The following is a 15,695-nucleotide window of genomic DNA, read 5'->3' as shown; positions in this document are numbered from 1 at the left end:
ATCCCCAAATTTTATTCCCACACGCCAAAGCTCTGGGCACCAATAACAAGCTCATCTTCTAAGAAATCGGCCTTACCGATGCCGTAGATGAGGTTACTGCAGGAAATAGAGTCAAGCTCGGAAACAGGAATCTTCACAGCTTCACCTGAAGGGTTAACTGCAATAAGAAGATTTCCGCGCTTATATACTAAAACTCTCTCGCCTTCTTTGGCATAGACTACTTCAAAAGGTGCGTCGGCCTGAAGGTCCTCGTATTCATGACGAAGAGCGATGATACTTCTTACTGTGTGAAGTATGGAGTCGGGATCACTTTCCGCTTCTGCAAGAGAAGGCGCATCTGCAGAAGAATCCTGCGGTATGTAGAGCATCTCGGAAGAAGCTTCTGAGAAGCCGAAGTTTTTAGCGGAAGCATCCCACTGCATGGGAGAACGGGAGCCAGTCCTATGAAAACCGCCTTCCTTTGTGCGAACATCAGCTAGATAGCGCATACCTATTTCATCACCATAGTACAGGAAAGGCACGCCGGGCATTGTGAAGAAAAATGCATAGGCAAGCTTTATTTCAGAAATATCAAGTGCCTTGGTGACACGGGGAGTGTCGTGGTTACAGGTGATAAAACTTATGTAGCCATAGTCTTTGGAACCCTCGTAGCGGGGAAGGTAGTCCGCAAGGAATCGCTGCGGTCCGTCGCCGCCATCCTTCTTAAAGTAGCTGTGGTCACAGCCTTCTGTCTCACAGTCGCGAACGAGAACATTGTAGCCATTTCCGTGATGATCAAGATAGAAATCTGCGTGAAAACCGTATTTCAAGGCACACTTGGGATTACACCACTCGGAAACAAGAGCTGCTTCAGGGTAATCCGCATCCAGCATCTCTCTGATATTTGTCCAGATAGCTCCGGTCGCACTTTTAACTTCATCATCCTCTTTTACAAGAGAGTCAGCCATATCCACGCGGAAACCGTCGCAGCCTTTATCCAGCCAGAAGCGCATTACATCCTTGATGGCTTCTCGTGTTGCGATACAGGAAGGATGATCTGTGGGAAGCTGCCATTTTTCGGTGATATTCAGCACTCCATAGTTGAGCGCAGGCTGACACTTGAAGAAGTTAAGCATATAGCAGCCGTCACGCTCAGCCTCACCGCCGATGTAGGGGTGACCGGCGATTCCGCAAAAAGCTCCGTCGGTCCAGATGTACCTGTCGGAATATTCGTTTCTGTCAGCCTCGCAGCTTTTCTTAAACCACTCGTGCTCCTCGGAGGTGTGTCCGGGAACCAGATCAAGAAGAATCTTTATGCCCTTATTATGAGCTTCGTCAAAAAGTCTGACAAGGTCCTCATTTGTTCCATATCTCTCTGCGACCTTCTTATAGTCGCGCACGTCGTAGCCCGCATCCTTGAAGGGTGAATCGAAAAGTGGATTAAGCCATATCGCGTTACAGCCAAGCCCTTTCACATAATCAAGTTTTTCAATAATTCCTTCAATATCGCCTATTCCGTCAGCGTTTGTGTCGTTGAAGGATTGCGGATATATCTCATAAAATACTGCGTCTTTTAACCATGCCGGCATGATAGCCCTCCTCGTTTAGTTAGTTTTTTTCGAACACCAAAACCAATAGAAATGTTTAGAAAAACGTTTTCCTAAACTTTTTACATTATTACATATCTGTGAAGTAGATTTCAACATGCAAATAAGGAAACGTGAAATTATATCTGAGGGAGGGCAGCAGTTCTGATATAATAGATGGATATAAAGGTTTTGCCCGGGGGAAATAATAATCAATGGATGAATTATATAACAGACTGGAGAAACTTGCAGAAGCGCTTCCCAGGTTTGATGCGAGTACTCTGAAAATTGTAGCGGTTATCACAATGCTTATAGATCACATTGGAGCCGGAATTTTACTGTATCTTATTAAGGGTGGATTCTACCCTTTTGGCGGTGATTTTGATCATAATGCGGAGATATATTACTGGATAAGACATGTGGGAAGGCAGGCTTTTCCCATCTATTGTTTTATGCTCACGCAGGGACTTGCGCATACGAGGAGTGTGCCGAAATATCTGCGTAATCTTGCTATATTCGGTATCATTTCCGAGCCGTTTTTCGATTATGCAGTGAAGATAAAACAGGATGTTTTTTCACTTGATCTTGTAGCGGTTTTTAACGCAAACAGAGAGATAATTCTTACCAAGTGTAATGTGTTTTTTACACTTCTTGTCGGGCTGATTTCGATTTGGATGATGAAATACGTGGAAGATATGATTTTTGAAGAAGATCCGACTTCACCCTTTGGAGTTTCTGCGGCAAGTCCTTTTCATGTACTTCTGTACCTGGCGCCCTTGGCAGCAGGCTGCATTCTGACGCAGGTAATTCAGTCGGATTACAGGTGGTGGGGAGTTTGCCTCATCGGAATTTTCTATGTCTTTAGAAGGAGCAGGAAAATATCCTGTATCATCGGATATCTGTTTTTTATGAATATGGGAGGAGAGGCGTGGAGCCTTCCGGCTTTTCTTTTGATCATGCTATACAGCGGCCGTCCGGGCACAATAACAAGACGCTTCAAGTATGCTTTCTATGCATTCTATCCGCTTCATCTGTGCCTGATATATCTTGTCAGATGCTATATGGGAAAACTGATGCCTTGAGAATGTACTTCCAATCCTATTCAAACCTTGCCATCGTCAGGAAAAGGGCAACAAGAATAAGAAGCACCATGATAACGAAGATGATTTCGATTATCTTGGCGAAGATACTGAACTGCCTGAAATCTCCGCTGAAGAATAAAAATCTGACAAGCACAAGAAAGAAGAGCAGCTCGGCTATAACAATTATTGCGTCAAAAATGACGGACATGAGGGCTATTGAAGCCATAAACGGAACTGGGATCATCGGCAAATTCCTTCAAAAATTTTTATCAAAAAAATATAAATATCAGAAACATTTTCTCAATTTCATTTTAACACCAAAACATAGTCAAATAGAATCCATAAATCCCTTTTTTAAGCCATTTTTAATACCTAGTTAATAGAATTGTCATTGTTATTGTGATACCATAAAATCGAATTATCATAAAACTATGATGTCGTAACTATGCGGGCAGAGGAGTGTCGATGAAACAAAAAAAGATTACCCTCACAATGCAACTTATACTAATAGTGGCAGCTATTTTGCTCATTGGAGATGCTCTGATGGGTTATGTTATGATGAGGCAATCCCGGGAATCGATTAAGACGATCCTGAATGAGAGAATGCTGGACATCGCCAACAGTGCTGCGGCACTGCTCGACGGAGATATCATGGAATCGATTAGTCCGGCGGATACAGGAACTCCTGAGTACAACAGCCAGATGGAAAGGCTGAGTGCCTTCAGAGACAGCATCGAGCTCAAATATATCTATTGCATCAATGACGATGGAAACGGCAAATTCACGTTTTCAATAGATCCCACAATTCTTGATCCTGCGCCTTTCGGAGCGGAGGTTGTATACACCGATGCCCTATACGAGGCGAGTCTTGGAACCCCTATGGTAGATGAAGAACCATATACCGATGAATGGGGCACTTTTTACAGTGCTTACAGTCCGGTATTTAATTCGGAGGGAAAAGTTGCCTGTATAGTTGCTGTGGACTTTTCTGCAAAGTGGTATGATGACGAGCTTGCAAAATATGCAAGGGTCACCATGATAAATATTGTCTCATCATTGATTGTCGGTATTGCGCTTGTTGCCTTTGCCATGGGAAGAGTAAGGAAGCGCTTTGGAGAGCTAAGCGTTGAGATAAATGATCTTGCTTCCGATATTGATGACATTACTCGTGAGCTTCAGACTCAAACGGATAAGACAGTTTCGGAGCCTGCAGTGATAGAACCTGAAAAGAAAAAAGCAAGCACCGATGCCATCGATGATATCAAGGAAATCAGTGAAAAAATCCACGAGGTTCGCGGTCATATAAGTGAGTATATGGATCATGCACAGAGACGTGCAAACAGCATGATCACGGCTCTGGCTGCGGATTACAGAAGTGTCTATTATGTAAATCTGGACAAGGATGAAGGCGTCTGCTTCAGAGAGCATTCAAATATAAAAAATGGCCTTGGTGAAGGAGAGCACTTTATTTTCAGCGAGACCTTTACAAAGTATGCGAATGATTATGTTGCTGAGAGCTACAGGCCCGGATTCCTTGAATTTATATCACCTGAGGTTATTAGGAAAAATCTTGAAAGCGAACCGATAATAGCTTTCAGATATCTGGTTTCCAGAAACGGAGTTGAGTCCTACGAGATGCTTAGAATAGCAGGTGTTCGAAGGGCTGAAGACAGGGACGATCACATCGTTCATTCTATTGGAGTGGGATTTACCGACGTTGATATGGAGATGAGAAGATCCCTCGATCAGAGCCAGGCTCTTAGTGATGCGCTACAGGTTGCTGAGGAAGCAAGTAAAGCGAAAACTGTTTTCCTGTCAAATATGAGTCATGAGATCAGAACGCCCATGAATGCCATCATAGGGCTCGACAGGATTGCCCTGAGCGACCCCGATATCTCTGAAAAAACCAAGGATTACCTTGAGCAGATTGAAAGCTCCGCGAATCATCTGCTTAAGATAATAAATGACATTCTTGATATGTCCAGGATCGAGTCGGGACGTATGACGATGAAAAATGAGGAATTTTCATTCATTAAATTATTGGGGCAGATCAATACGATTATCGGAAGTCAGTGCAACGACAAGGGACTTAGGTTTGAGAGCAAGATAGTCGGAGATGTTGATAAATACTATATCGGCGATGACATGAAGCTGAAGCAGGTCATCATAAATATCCTTGGCAACGCGGTTAAGTTTACACCAAAGGACGGTACGGTGAGTCTTGTAACCGAGCGAACGGCAAGGTTTGACGGGAAATCAACCCTGACCTTCACCATGAAGGATACTGGAATCGGAATGGATGAGGAATTTATTCCGAAGATTTTTGAACCCTTTGCACAGGAAGATGCTTCCAGTACCAACAAGTACGGCAGTACCGGCCTTGGTATGGCAATAACCAAGAATATCGTCGAGATGATGAATGGTAAAATTGAGGTTACAAGCAAAAAGGGAGAAGGTACAACGTTTGTTGTCTCTGTTACTCTGATGGACTCCGACAGAGTGGACACAGCTGAGGATGGAGATGAGATAAATCCGCAGGAGATGGTTGTACTTGTTGTTGATGATGACGATTTTGCATGCGAACATGCAAAGCTTGAGCTTGAGAAGGTGGGAATAGCCTCGGAGATTGCACACTCAGGAGAGGAAGCACTGGAGATGGTAAGGCTTCGCCATGCAAGGAGAGAACTGTACAATCTTATTCTTATGGACTGGAAGATGCCTCAGATGGACGGTATTGAGACCACAAAGAAGATAAGGGAGATAATCGGTGATGATTCTGCGATAATCATCCTGACCTCTTTCCAGTGGGATGATGTGCTTCAGGAGGCATTGGAATCAGGCGTTGACAGCTTTATCTCAAAACCGCTTAATTCAGTCTTTATTCTTGATCAGTTCAAGGAAGCATTGGTTAAGAAGAATATGGAAAATTCAGCCCGCATAGACAAGGTTAAGCTTGAGGGACGACGGGTTCTTCTGGCCGAGGATATAATGGTTAATGCCAGGATTATGATGAAGGTTCTTGACATGAGGAAGATTGAAGTCGACTATGCCGAGAACGGTAAAATTGCGGTCGAGTTCTTTGAATCCCACCCTGAGTGGTACTATGACGCAATTTTGATGGACATGAGAATGCCCGAGATGGACGGACTCACCGCAGCGGCTGCGATAAGAGCTCTTGACAGGGACGATGCCAAGAAGATCCCGATCATCGCCCTGACCGCCAACGCCTTTGACGAGGACGTACAGCGAAGCCTCCAAGCAGGCCTCAACGCCCACCTGAGTAAACCCGTTGAACCCGACATAATATTCGAAACACTCGAAAGCCTCATCACGGATCACCCGCACAATTAAAAACTTCACACAGTAAATAAGAATCCCGCCTTAGTCGTTTTTTACAGCGCTGGCGGGATTTTATATTTCATGGCATGCTCCGCCTCCAATGGCCTTGGCCCCCATGCAGCCCGATGGCTCCGGGGCCGAGACCATATGCTCAGATGAACCGTCATCTGGCGAAATTCATCAGGCTCTTGGTTTGTCATCATGCGTGGGACAACATGTTTGAGAAATGTTTGCTTAGAGCCACTTACGTTCTTAAGACTTTTTGCTTCTATATTCACTCGCTTGAATTTTCTAATGCTCACGCAGATTTCTTCTATTGTGCATGCTCGATATAATCGCTTTTTCAAAGCTCGTTATCTCGCATGCACTTAAAATCTGCTATGTGAGCATAAGAAAATTCAAAGCTCAGAATAAATTGCAAAAGAGTCTTAAGGACGTTAGTGGCTTTCGCAAACAGTTTTGAGTTTTGTCCCACGCATGAATTAAAGAAAACAAAGAGCCTGATGAATGTTCTGAGCCAATTGACGGTGAAAATGAGCATATGGTCTCTGCCTCGGAGCCATCGGGCTGCATGGGGGGCCAAGGCCATTGGAGGCGGAGCATTTGACAAACGAAATCCCGCCAGCGCTGATGAGAACGGCTGAGCGGGATTCTATTGTATTATGTGAAGTTTTTAGTTGGCGATAATCTTTTCGGGGGGCATGTACTTCATGATCATTTCTTCGAGGAATTTGCCGGGGACAGGTTTTGACATGTAATCATCAAAGCCCAGTTTAAGGTATTCGTCGCGCGCAGTCACGCCTGCGTTGGCGGTAACCGATATGCAGGGCTTTTTTCTGTTTGGATTGTCCGCAGAAGATCTAAGGGTATTCAGCATCTCAACACCGTCCATTCCGGGCATGTGATGATCTATGATAAGAAGATCGTATTCATTTTTCGAAGACATTTTAAGGCCTTCGTAGCCGTCTGATGCGGTGTCTATCGTGAGGAGAGTTTGTTTTAACAACCCCTTGAAAACAGTAATATTAGTCTCGTTATCATCCACGATAAGAATACGCCCGTTAGGGGAGGTGAACAGAGGTCGATAGGTCTCCTTGGTCCAGGGAAGAATTTCTTCCTGGAGCGCGTTGGATCCGATGGGAGCCCAATCAATTACCCTTTGCTTAACGGTAAAAGTAAAGTTGGAACCAAGTCCGGATTCGCTCTCCATCTCCAGCTTTCCTTTCATCAGGGAAAGAAGGTTGCGAATGATGTTCATACCGAGACCTATGTTCTGCATGTTCAGTGATTTCCTGTCACCTAAGTGCTCAAAGGAGTTCGCCATGCGCTTTTTATCATTATCGGAGATACCGATACCTGTATCTACTATGGAAGAAATCATGGATATCGTTTCATCATCCAACTTTGTAAAATTGATAATCAGAGAAATTTTTCCTTCATTGGTATATTTTACGGCATTTGACAAAAGATTCTGATATATCTGGCGCAGCCTGACAACATCACCGTACAACCTTCGCGGCATGTCCTGATCTATCCGAACCTCGTAGGCCAGGCCCTTTGCTGCAGCCAGGCGTCTCGAGGATTTGATCGTTTCGTTGACCATTTGTGGAAAATCATATTCCGTCTCTGCAAGTTCCAGATTTCCCGAATCAATCAGAGAAAAATCAAGCAGATCATTGACCAGAGAGACTACCAGATTGCCGGCAACATGTATTTCGGAAGCCTGCTTTCGAATAGTGTCATCAGAGGTCTCGCGAAGAATCATCTCATCAAGTCCCATGATGGAATTGACGGGAGTTCGAATTTCGTGTGACATGTGGGACAGGAATTTGTTCTTTGTTTTTACAAGGTTCTCGGCCGTCTTTTTCTGCCTGTTGATTAAACCGGCATATAAACTGAAGACGATGATAAGCGTGATGATAATCAGACCATTTTCAATCGTACTTTCTTTCATCTGTGAAACTTTAATTATAGTCATTTGTTCATCAAGAAATGCATCAAGATGTGCTTTTTCTTCCGGAGTTTGACTTATTCCGTTTTGATCAAAAGCATGGTTGTGATAGTCCTGGAGATTTTCCACTACAGTATTTGTGGCTGTGTCCGTAATCTGTCTTGTCCAAACCGAAGTGGTGAAGAAGATCAGAAACAGAAACATTATCCATACAACAGTGGAACTACCGAATCGCCACTCGTCATCCTTTCGACAGATGTAGCGGAAAAAGATGAAACCAAGGACGCTCCAGATAACAAGAATCAGGTAGGACTCCGTGGAAAGAGTTGATACTGATGAAAAACTGGGAATAATGAAGTACATAAAGAAAAAGACGGAACAAAGCATTCCGATTGTGCCGGTAGTTGTAACTATATAATTTTTCTCATCCTTTGATATTTTGAAAGCTACCAGTGAAATATAAAAATACGCAATTGAGGCGCCTATTGAGCTTATATCCACGATCCAACCGATAACACTTCTTCCGAGGAAGGGGATAGGTAATGAAATAAGAACGATAAACGGAATAATATTTTTGGAAATGTGTTTTTTGTCGGAATGTCCGAACCAGGAGGGGAGCATATTCTGTCTGTACATGGACATCATGAGCCTTGATAGTACAAACATGTTGCCGAGGATTCCTGTGAACAATGCCCCTACTATTGTAAGAATGAGAAATCTGATACCACTTTTTCCAAGGATTGTTTCTACTGAATTAAAGACAGGAATGCTATTGACTCCGGTAAATCTGCTAAGGTTATTTATATATGAAAACCAGTCCCCATATGGCTTTTTGGGTGCAGATGCGGCAACGAGTGTGAGGGCAATATAACAAAAAGCACTGAGTAACACAGAAACAATAATAATCGGAAGACATTTTTTAGTTGAAAAATTGAACTCCTCTGAGGCGTGTGAGATGGACTCAAAGCCAACAAAAGCCCATGGAGATAGCGCAATAATATTCATCATCCCAAGGAGCGGTATTTTGCCGGGGGGATAATTAGGCTCTATATTGAAGCCGTTTTTTGAAAGATGGAAGATTGCAGCTATGAAAATTACGGTGATTCCCGCAATCATTATTAAGGCGCAGACGGTCTGTACAATACCGGGAATTCTATTTCCGGCATAGCAAATTCCGCCTATTAGAAGTATTGCAAAGACGGACAGGAGAGCTTCGCCTAAATATACATCGTAGCCTGCAATCTGATAATGGAAGCCGAATTGAAATTTTTTTCCCATGAAATATCTGAAGATCAGCGGGAGTGCCGTGGCATTTGCCCAGGCGATTGAAATATAAACAATCGCAAGGAACCATGAGCAGAGAAATCCGTGATCATAACTAAGATTCGTTCGAACATAGGTAAAGGCTCCGCCTGCATCAGGTGAGTGGTTTATCAAGAAATGATAATTGACGCCGATTATCAGCATAATTGCAGCGCTGATTAGCATGCTTATTATCGTACCGAGAGGTCCGGCTATGGGAAGGAAAGTTGTTCCCGGCATTATGAAGGCACCCCAGCCGACAGCGCAGCCAAAGGAGATGGCCCACACATTTAGCGGAGACAGATTTTTCTGGAGCATGGATGCGGATTTTTTCGTATTGGTTGGTTTCATTTCGCTCACCATTTTTCCTTAAAAGATTCGACAATATCTGCATATTATAATTATCCACCAAGCTGATAAACCTATGATAAACTGAGCATTAAATATCGATAAAAAGTTTTGCGAAAAATGGTTGACAGAATGGTCTATTGCAAATAGACTATAGATATGAGGTCGATTGAGAATAGACTAACATAAAGGAGGATATCATGGCTGTAGAATTAGGGGAAGTTCAAATGCAGTTTGCAGAGCTTATCTGGGAGAAAGAGCCCGTGGGATCGGGCGAACTGGTGAAGCTGTGTGCTGATTCATTCGGATGGAAAAAGTCCACAACCTATACGGTTTTAAAAAAGCTCTGCGAAAAGGGCCTGTTTCAAAACGTGGATGGCACTGTTACATCCATGATTTCCAAAGAGGATTTTTATACGAAAAAGAGTGAGGAGTTTGTGGAAGAGACTTTTGGGGGATCGCTTCCTGCGTTTCTGGCTGCATTCACATCGAGACAGAAGCTTTCTAAAAAAGAGATTGATGAGATAAAGAAGATAATCGATGGGGCGAAGGACTGACAGTGACTTAATGAAGTTGATGACCGGTATTTGATTTGGGCTAGAGGAGAAGTGTGTATGGGGACAATTTTTATCAGGATAATAGGGATGAGCGCAGCTGCAGTGTTTCTGATGCTGGCAGTAATTATTATAAGGATTCCGCTTAAGAAGGCGCCGAAATGGTTTATGGGAGTGCTCTGGGCGCTTGTTGCTCTGAGGCTTGTTATACCATTTCAGATTGAGTCGAAGATCGGATTTTTACCGGATATAGGTAATGTGATTGAGCCCTATGCCGATGGCGGAAGGAGTACAAGTTATAGGACAGAAGTTACAACCCATGTTTTTCAGGCTGATGGAGATGTTGGCAGTGATGATGCTGCAGGCACGGCTGAGGAAACTGTGAAAGAATATCTTCCGGCTGAGGAAATTACAACTACAAGTATAGGAAGCACAGGCACTTCGGGGAGTCTTTTGTGGAATGAGCTTTTCATAAGACTTCAGATGATCTGGCTGTTCGGAATGCTTCTTGTTATTGGCTATGCGGTGTTCAGTTTTGTTTCTATAAAAAAGAAGACGAGCGCATCTATAAAAATGGAGGGCGTGGACAGAGCATATATCTGCGACGAAATCGATACTCCGTTTATATTGGGAATAGTTCGTCCTGCAATATATCTGCCTTCGGGGCTTGACGGCGAGACCACAAGAAATGTTATCGCACATGAGAGAGCACATATCAGAAGAGGAGACCATCTCCGCAAGCAGTTTGGATTCCTTCTTCTTGCGATTCACTGGTTCAATCCGCTGGTGTGGATTTCCTATATTCTGTTCTGCAAGGACATTGAGCTTGCCTGTGATGAGAAGGTTATTAGCCGTATGTCTCTCGATGAGAAGAAATCCTATGCGAATGCGCTTCTTCTTTGCAGTACGCATCAGAGGATGGTGCTTGCTTATCCGCTTGCTTTCGGCGAGGTTGGAGTTGGCACGAGAGTTAAGCAGATATTCAATTATAAAAAGCCGACCTTCTGGCTTATTCTTCTTCTGGTTGTAGTTAGCGGAGCGCTTTCGACTTGCTTTCTGACAAGTGCTGCTGAGAGCGATGTCGCTATGGCCGGAGCCGATGTAAGTGAGAATTCCGAATCCGAAAATGAAGCTGATTCAGTGACAGGGAGTACAGCCGATTTTGATTCTATAAATGATGCGAAGGACAGATTACTCAAGAATTGGGCCGACGCTTTTATTGCAAGAGATGCAGACAAGATTATCAGCTTTTCATCGGAATCTGTTCAGCAAAAACTAATAAGGGAAGGCCTGCTTTCTAAAGAAGATGATGGTGCCACCTTTGGCTGGTCAAGTCCCTGGCCTTTGGTTTCCACGCTTGGTAAGAGTGCTTTTTCCACATGCTATTTCACAGATGATTCCAAGACCGAGGCAGAGTTTCACTATCTGGCGACAGATTCCGAGCCCCATGTTTATGTATGGATAGAAAAGATTAAGATTGCGGAAGATGAGAACGGAGACTACAAAGTAGTCGAAGAGCATATGGACATCTACTATGAGATTTCATCCTTCAAGGACTTCCAAAATGCTTATTATTTGAACAGTGTCGATAATGAGTACATCGATTACGTGAAGAACGGCTTCGGAGAATATCTCAATCAAAATGCGAAGGAAGATAAGGATGGGCTCTACGCAAAGCTGTTTGATCCGGCAGAAGCTGCGAGATATCTTCTGAATCTCTCGGATGATGAATCGCTTGTTACCGTTGGCACAGGTGCTGATAATGGAGAAGGAGTAGTTGTTTCGGTCAAGTTCTTTAAAGAAAATAAGTTCCTGGACATTCTGATGATACAACCCTTTGGTGAAGACAGCATCTATGTGCCCAGGATGGATCTTCCGATAAGCAATTACGGTAAGCTGAGCTATCCGAATTATAATGATGAAACCGGATATGAGTTTACTGAAGAGGATGGCGATTCAGCCGGTGAGGGCGTGACGAATCTTCCGTACACTAAGGACACCGATGCCGAGACAGTGAATCTGCCTTATGAAGGCGACGTGGATTCTGCTGAATATATAGATGAGAATAAATCCGTACTGGATGGTGAGTAATGTGGGGCAGATTCACGAGAATAAGAGCTATTATGAAGATATGGCGGGACGCAAGTGGGAATCTTGATATTCCTATATTACGTCCTGTTTTTTATTGAAAGTTTTATTGAAATGCGTGCATACAATAATAAGTCGGCAGAGAATCACAGTGTTTGTTGTGAGCCTATTGAAATTTATGATATTTGTTTGGGATGCCAAGATATTTGTAAAACTAAGATAATATGGGTACATCGAGAACGCCTGAATGCCAAGATTTTCATATAATCAAGCATATTTGGGCTCGGCAATTTTAAAATACTACCAAGATAACTTGAAGAACTGAAAAATCTTGGTATGGAAAATAGTTGGCATTACCAAGATATTATTAAAAATGGAAATATCTTGGCATGAGGAAGATTCGGGAATACCAAGAAAAAGTGAAAAATAGAGATATCTTGGTTTAGAGAACAATGGGGAATACCCAGAAAAAGTCGGAAATCCAAATATCATGGCATGATCACAATAACATAAAAAATTTGTGACGACCTTTTGTAGGACAGCTAGTGATACTGTATATGGTGTTGTAAAATGGTGTTTGGAAGGTTTCCAGGTATATCAAGGGGTTATCAATAATGGAACTATGAAACCTCAGAACAGATGCTGATACTGGAATAATAAGAAAAAAGAATCAGCACGATACTCGAATACATATATTAGGAAGGACAACTATTTGACTACAGATTCCAACATACAGATTATTGTGGCGCTCAATATGACGCTTATATTGCAACTCCTCGGGGTGTTTTTTGCGGTGCTGGCTGATCCATATATAAAAAGAGAGCATAGGATCAGTCTTTATACAATCTTAGGGCTTGTGACCTTTTTGCTTGTTGAACCGCAAATCAGCGAGGCTTATGGAGAGGTGCTTTATAGGAGTGCACCGGGACTATGGAATACACTGATATCGGCGGCCGGTTATATTATGCGCACAATAGTGCTGTATCACTTTATAAAACTTACAGGAAATGAAAAAGGATTAAAGCTGCTGAAGATTCTCATTATTGCAAATGCGGCTTTATGCTTATCCAGCCTTTTTGCGCCCTGGGTGTTCTTCTATGACAGTGCAGGGCATTGGCACAGAGGACCGCTGAATTACATTATTTTTGTGGTGAGTTTCTTTATGGTGCTTTGGTTCGTGGCAGGGACCCTGATAAGATATCGTGGAATTAGGCACAGAGAGAGTATCGTACCGATTATCATTTCCGTAAATGTTGCAATTGCCGTTGCAATGGATCTTTCGCTGGGGTTTGGCCCCAAAATATCCTTTTTGACAGTGGCGATGACTGAGAGTACCGTATTTTTCTATATCTGGCTGCATCTCCAGTTTGTGCGCGAGCATGAAAATTCTCTTAAAGCTGAACAGAGAATTAAAATCATGATGTCCCAGATACAGCCGCACTTTTTATTCAACACACTCTCAACCATACAGGCGCTGACGGAGATCGATCCGGAGAGAGCGTCTAAGGTCATCGAGGAATTTGCGATGTACCTGAGGCAGAACATCAACTCGCTCAATCAGGAATCACTCATTCAGGTGAAAAAAGAAATAGAGCACACGAAGATTTATTCAGACATTGAGGAAGTGCGTTTCCCTTCCATAAGAATAGATTATGAGATAGAGGATGATGACTTTTTAGTTCCGCCACTGACGATTCAGCCGATGGTGGAGAATGCTATTCGCCACGGAGTAAGAGGTAAAAAGCATGGCTGGGTTTCCGTCAGCACTTTCCGTGAGGACGATTTTCATGTTATCTCTATTCGCGATAACGGTAAGGGATTTGATGTGGATAAGATGATCGAGGATAGCATGAACGGAGATCATATAGGAGTAAAAAATGTACGCGACCGTATCATAGACATGACGGGAGGAACCTTCGTAATTGACAGCGTGATCGACGAAGGAACATCCGTCACTATAAAGATACCGATTATAAGGGAAGATTTATGAAAGCAATATGTGTAGATGATGAGGAGCTGATTCTTTCAAGGACGGTTTCACTTGTTAAAAAAACAAAAAAATTCGATAATGTGGAAGCTTTTTCCAATGCACTGGACGCACTGAAATATCTTGAGTCCGACAGCGCTGAGCTGGCGCTTCTTGACATAGATATGCCTGAGATGGGTGGACTTGAGCTTGCGACAAATATCAAGGACAGGTGTCCCGATATCAAAATTATTTTTCTGACGGGATATTCAGAATATGCTGTTGATGCGTATACCATGCATGCGTCGGGGTATCTTCTTAAGCCCATCGGATATGACAGACTTCTCTCCGAGATTGAGTATGCGCTGGGACCGTCTGCTGCAGGAGTGACCGCTAAAGACAGCGAGAGTAAACCTTCGAAAATCAAGGTTGAGACTTTCGGATTTTTCAATATTCTGGTCGATGATAAACCGGTGGTTTTTAAGAGATCGAAGGCAAAAGAGCTCCTTGCATGTCTCGTCGATCGCCGTGGACAATTCATCTCTCGTAAGGATTTATTCTATATTCTCTGGGAAGATGATGACTATGACAGAGCTAAGCAGAAGTACTTTGACACAATTATAAGAAGTCTCAAGGACACTTTAGAGGAGTACAATATATCGGACATCTTTGAGACTCAGCCCGGGCTTATGCGAATAGTACCTGAAAAAATCGACTGCGACCTGTACCGGTTTCTGGATAAAGATAAGGAAGCAATTGACAGCTTCAGGGGAGAGTACATGAACTCCTATACCTGGGCGAGTGCAACCGAAGGATATCTTGACGACATTTTGTAGGACAGTCGGTGATATAGTTATTACAACATTAAGATTTCCGGTGAGGGGGAGATTCTAATGCGACGATCAGACACACGGTGGCTGATCAAAGTACAAAATGTTTACGAAAAAGAAGAGGCGCGGCTTAGGCCGCGCCCTTTCGTTTTTATGCTGTATCAGGATCAAGATCATATAATTTGTAGTTACTATATGAATCCTCAACATTCAAAGCTAGATAATTCCTGGAGTCTTTTGCCATATTAAGCGCAGCCTTATAACTTTGAAGCACCGCGTCCTTGCTGTAAGTATCAGGAAGAGCAGCATATCCTATTGAAAACATAGTCTGGTAATCGTAGGTATAAGAGTTGCTTCTTGGATAATATCCCTTCAGCACATCCTGATTCAAAAATTGCTGCAGTGCGGATGTCCAGTCCAGCTCAGCGGTTTTTCCGTCGGTATAACTAATCTTTGCTCCGATTACAACGGTATAAGTATGGTTCGGAGTAAGACCTCTCAGCATATAGTTGCCCTGGTAATCGTTCAGGCGATACTGCTTTTTTCCGATCATAGCCTTTGCTGCTTTTAAGGCATTATCTTTTCCGTTTGCCTGGTCCCCGTAGCGCCGAGAACAGGAAGTTCCTTCGGCTTTGTGGAAGTGCAAACTCTTCCGAGAGTAATATTGCAC

Annotated in this window: 10 protein-coding genes; 6 read left to right on the top strand and 4 right to left on the bottom strand. The window is 43.2% G+C overall.

Annotated features, from left to right (window positions below; all coding sequences use genetic code 11):
• Positions 1-11: 11 nt before the first annotated feature.
• Positions 12-1,568, bottom strand: coding sequence for an alpha-amylase family glycosyl hydrolase (locus tag BMW61_RS13725; protein WP_091822943.1), 1,557 nt, complete (start codon positions 1,566-1,568; stop codon positions 12-14).
• 212 nt (positions 1,569-1,780) lie between these two features.
• On the opposite strand from BMW61_RS13725, the gene BMW61_RS13720 reads away from it, so the two are divergent.
• Positions 1,781-2,647, top strand: coding sequence for a TraX family protein (locus BMW61_RS13720; protein WP_022762410.1), 867 nt, complete (start codon positions 1,781-1,783; stop codon positions 2,645-2,647).
• A gap of 16 nt (positions 2,648-2,663) precedes the next feature.
• Here BMW61_RS13720 and BMW61_RS13715 read toward each other — a convergent pair whose 3' ends face one another.
• Positions 2,664-2,891: a hypothetical protein gene (locus BMW61_RS13715; RefSeq protein WP_022762411.1), complete on the bottom strand. Its 228-nt coding sequence runs from the start codon at positions 2,889-2,891 to the stop codon at positions 2,664-2,666.
• A 221-nt stretch (positions 2,892-3,112) separates the two neighbouring features.
• Between BMW61_RS13715 and BMW61_RS13710 the strand changes: the two genes are divergently transcribed.
• On the top strand, positions 3,113-5,998 hold the full coding sequence (locus BMW61_RS13710; protein ID WP_091822941.1) for a response regulator: 2,886 nt from the start codon (positions 3,113-3,115) through the stop codon (positions 5,996-5,998).
• Between the two features lie 661 nt (positions 5,999-6,659).
• Here the strand turns inward: BMW61_RS13710 and BMW61_RS13695 are convergent.
• Positions 6,660-9,590 carry an amino acid permease gene (locus BMW61_RS13695; protein ID WP_175475211.1) on the bottom strand — a complete coding sequence of 977 codons (2,931 nt, stop codon included), beginning with the start codon at positions 9,588-9,590 and terminating at the stop codon, positions 6,660-6,662.
• Positions 9,591-9,784: 194 nt separating this feature from the next.
• Between BMW61_RS13695 and BMW61_RS13690 the strand changes: the two genes are divergently transcribed.
• From BMW61_RS13690 to BMW61_RS13675, 4 genes are all read left to right on the top strand, one after another.
• Positions 9,785-10,144, top strand: a complete 360-nt coding sequence (locus BMW61_RS13690) for a BlaI/MecI/CopY family transcriptional regulator (protein ID WP_091822932.1) — start codon at positions 9,785-9,787, stop codon at positions 10,142-10,144.
• 57 nt (positions 10,145-10,201) lie between these two features.
• Positions 10,202-12,232, top strand: a complete 2,031-nt coding sequence (locus BMW61_RS13685; RefSeq protein ID WP_091822931.1) for a M56 family metallopeptidase — start codon at positions 10,202-10,204, stop codon at positions 12,230-12,232.
• Between the two features lie 709 nt (positions 12,233-12,941).
• Positions 12,942-14,219, top strand: coding sequence for a sensor histidine kinase (locus BMW61_RS13680; RefSeq protein WP_091822929.1), 1,278 nt, complete (start codon positions 12,942-12,944; stop codon positions 14,217-14,219).
• Complete coding sequence (locus BMW61_RS13675; RefSeq protein ID WP_091822927.1) at positions 14,216-15,031, top strand: response regulator; 816 nt, start codon at positions 14,216-14,218, stop codon at positions 15,029-15,031. The genes BMW61_RS13680 and BMW61_RS13675 overlap by 4 nt, the downstream gene beginning before the upstream one ends.
• 145 nt (positions 15,032-15,176) lie before the next feature.
• Here BMW61_RS13675 and BMW61_RS13670 read toward each other — a convergent pair whose 3' ends face one another.
• Positions 15,177-15,578 (bottom strand): hypothetical protein, encoded by a 402-nt coding sequence (locus BMW61_RS13670; RefSeq protein WP_139176329.1) that lies wholly within the window; start codon positions 15,576-15,578, stop codon positions 15,177-15,179.
• Positions 15,579-15,695: the final 117 nt, after the last annotated feature.

It is taken from the genome of Butyrivibrio sp. ob235 (assembly GCF_900109475.1).
Classification (GTDB): domain Bacteria; phylum Bacillota; class Clostridia; order Lachnospirales; family Lachnospiraceae; genus Butyrivibrio.
The sequence above is the reverse complement of the archived record's forward strand: the minus strand, read 5'-3'. Positions and strand labels throughout refer to the sequence as shown.

Bases quoted from the DNA above. Each gene is read 5' to 3' on its own strand.
- BMW61_RS13720 (WP_022762410.1), top strand. From the start codon at position 1,781: ATGGATGAATTATATAACAGACTGGAGAAACTTGCAGAAGCGCTTCCC.
- BMW61_RS13715 (WP_022762411.1), bottom strand. From the start codon at position 2,891: ATGATCCCAGTTCCGTTTATGGCTTCAATAGCCCTCATGTCCGTCATT.
- BMW61_RS13710 (WP_091822941.1), top strand. From the start codon at position 3,113: ATGAAACAAAAAAAGATTACCCTCACAATGCAACTTATACTAATAGTG.
- BMW61_RS13670 (WP_139176329.1), bottom strand. From the start codon at position 15,578: ATGATCGGAAAAAAGCAGTATCGCCTGAACGATTACCAGGGCAACTAT.
- BMW61_RS13725 (WP_091822943.1), bottom strand. From the start codon at position 1,568: ATGCCGGCATGGTTAAAAGACGCAGTATTTTATGAGATATATCCGCAA.
- BMW61_RS13685 (WP_091822931.1), top strand. From the start codon at position 10,202: ATGGGGACAATTTTTATCAGGATAATAGGGATGAGCGCAGCTGCAGTG.
- BMW61_RS13675 (WP_091822927.1), top strand. From the start codon at position 14,216: ATGAAAGCAATATGTGTAGATGATGAGGAGCTGATTCTTTCAAGGACG.
- BMW61_RS13695 (WP_175475211.1), bottom strand. From the start codon at position 9,590: ATGAAACCAACCAATACGAAAAAATCCGCATCCATGCTCCAGAAAAAT.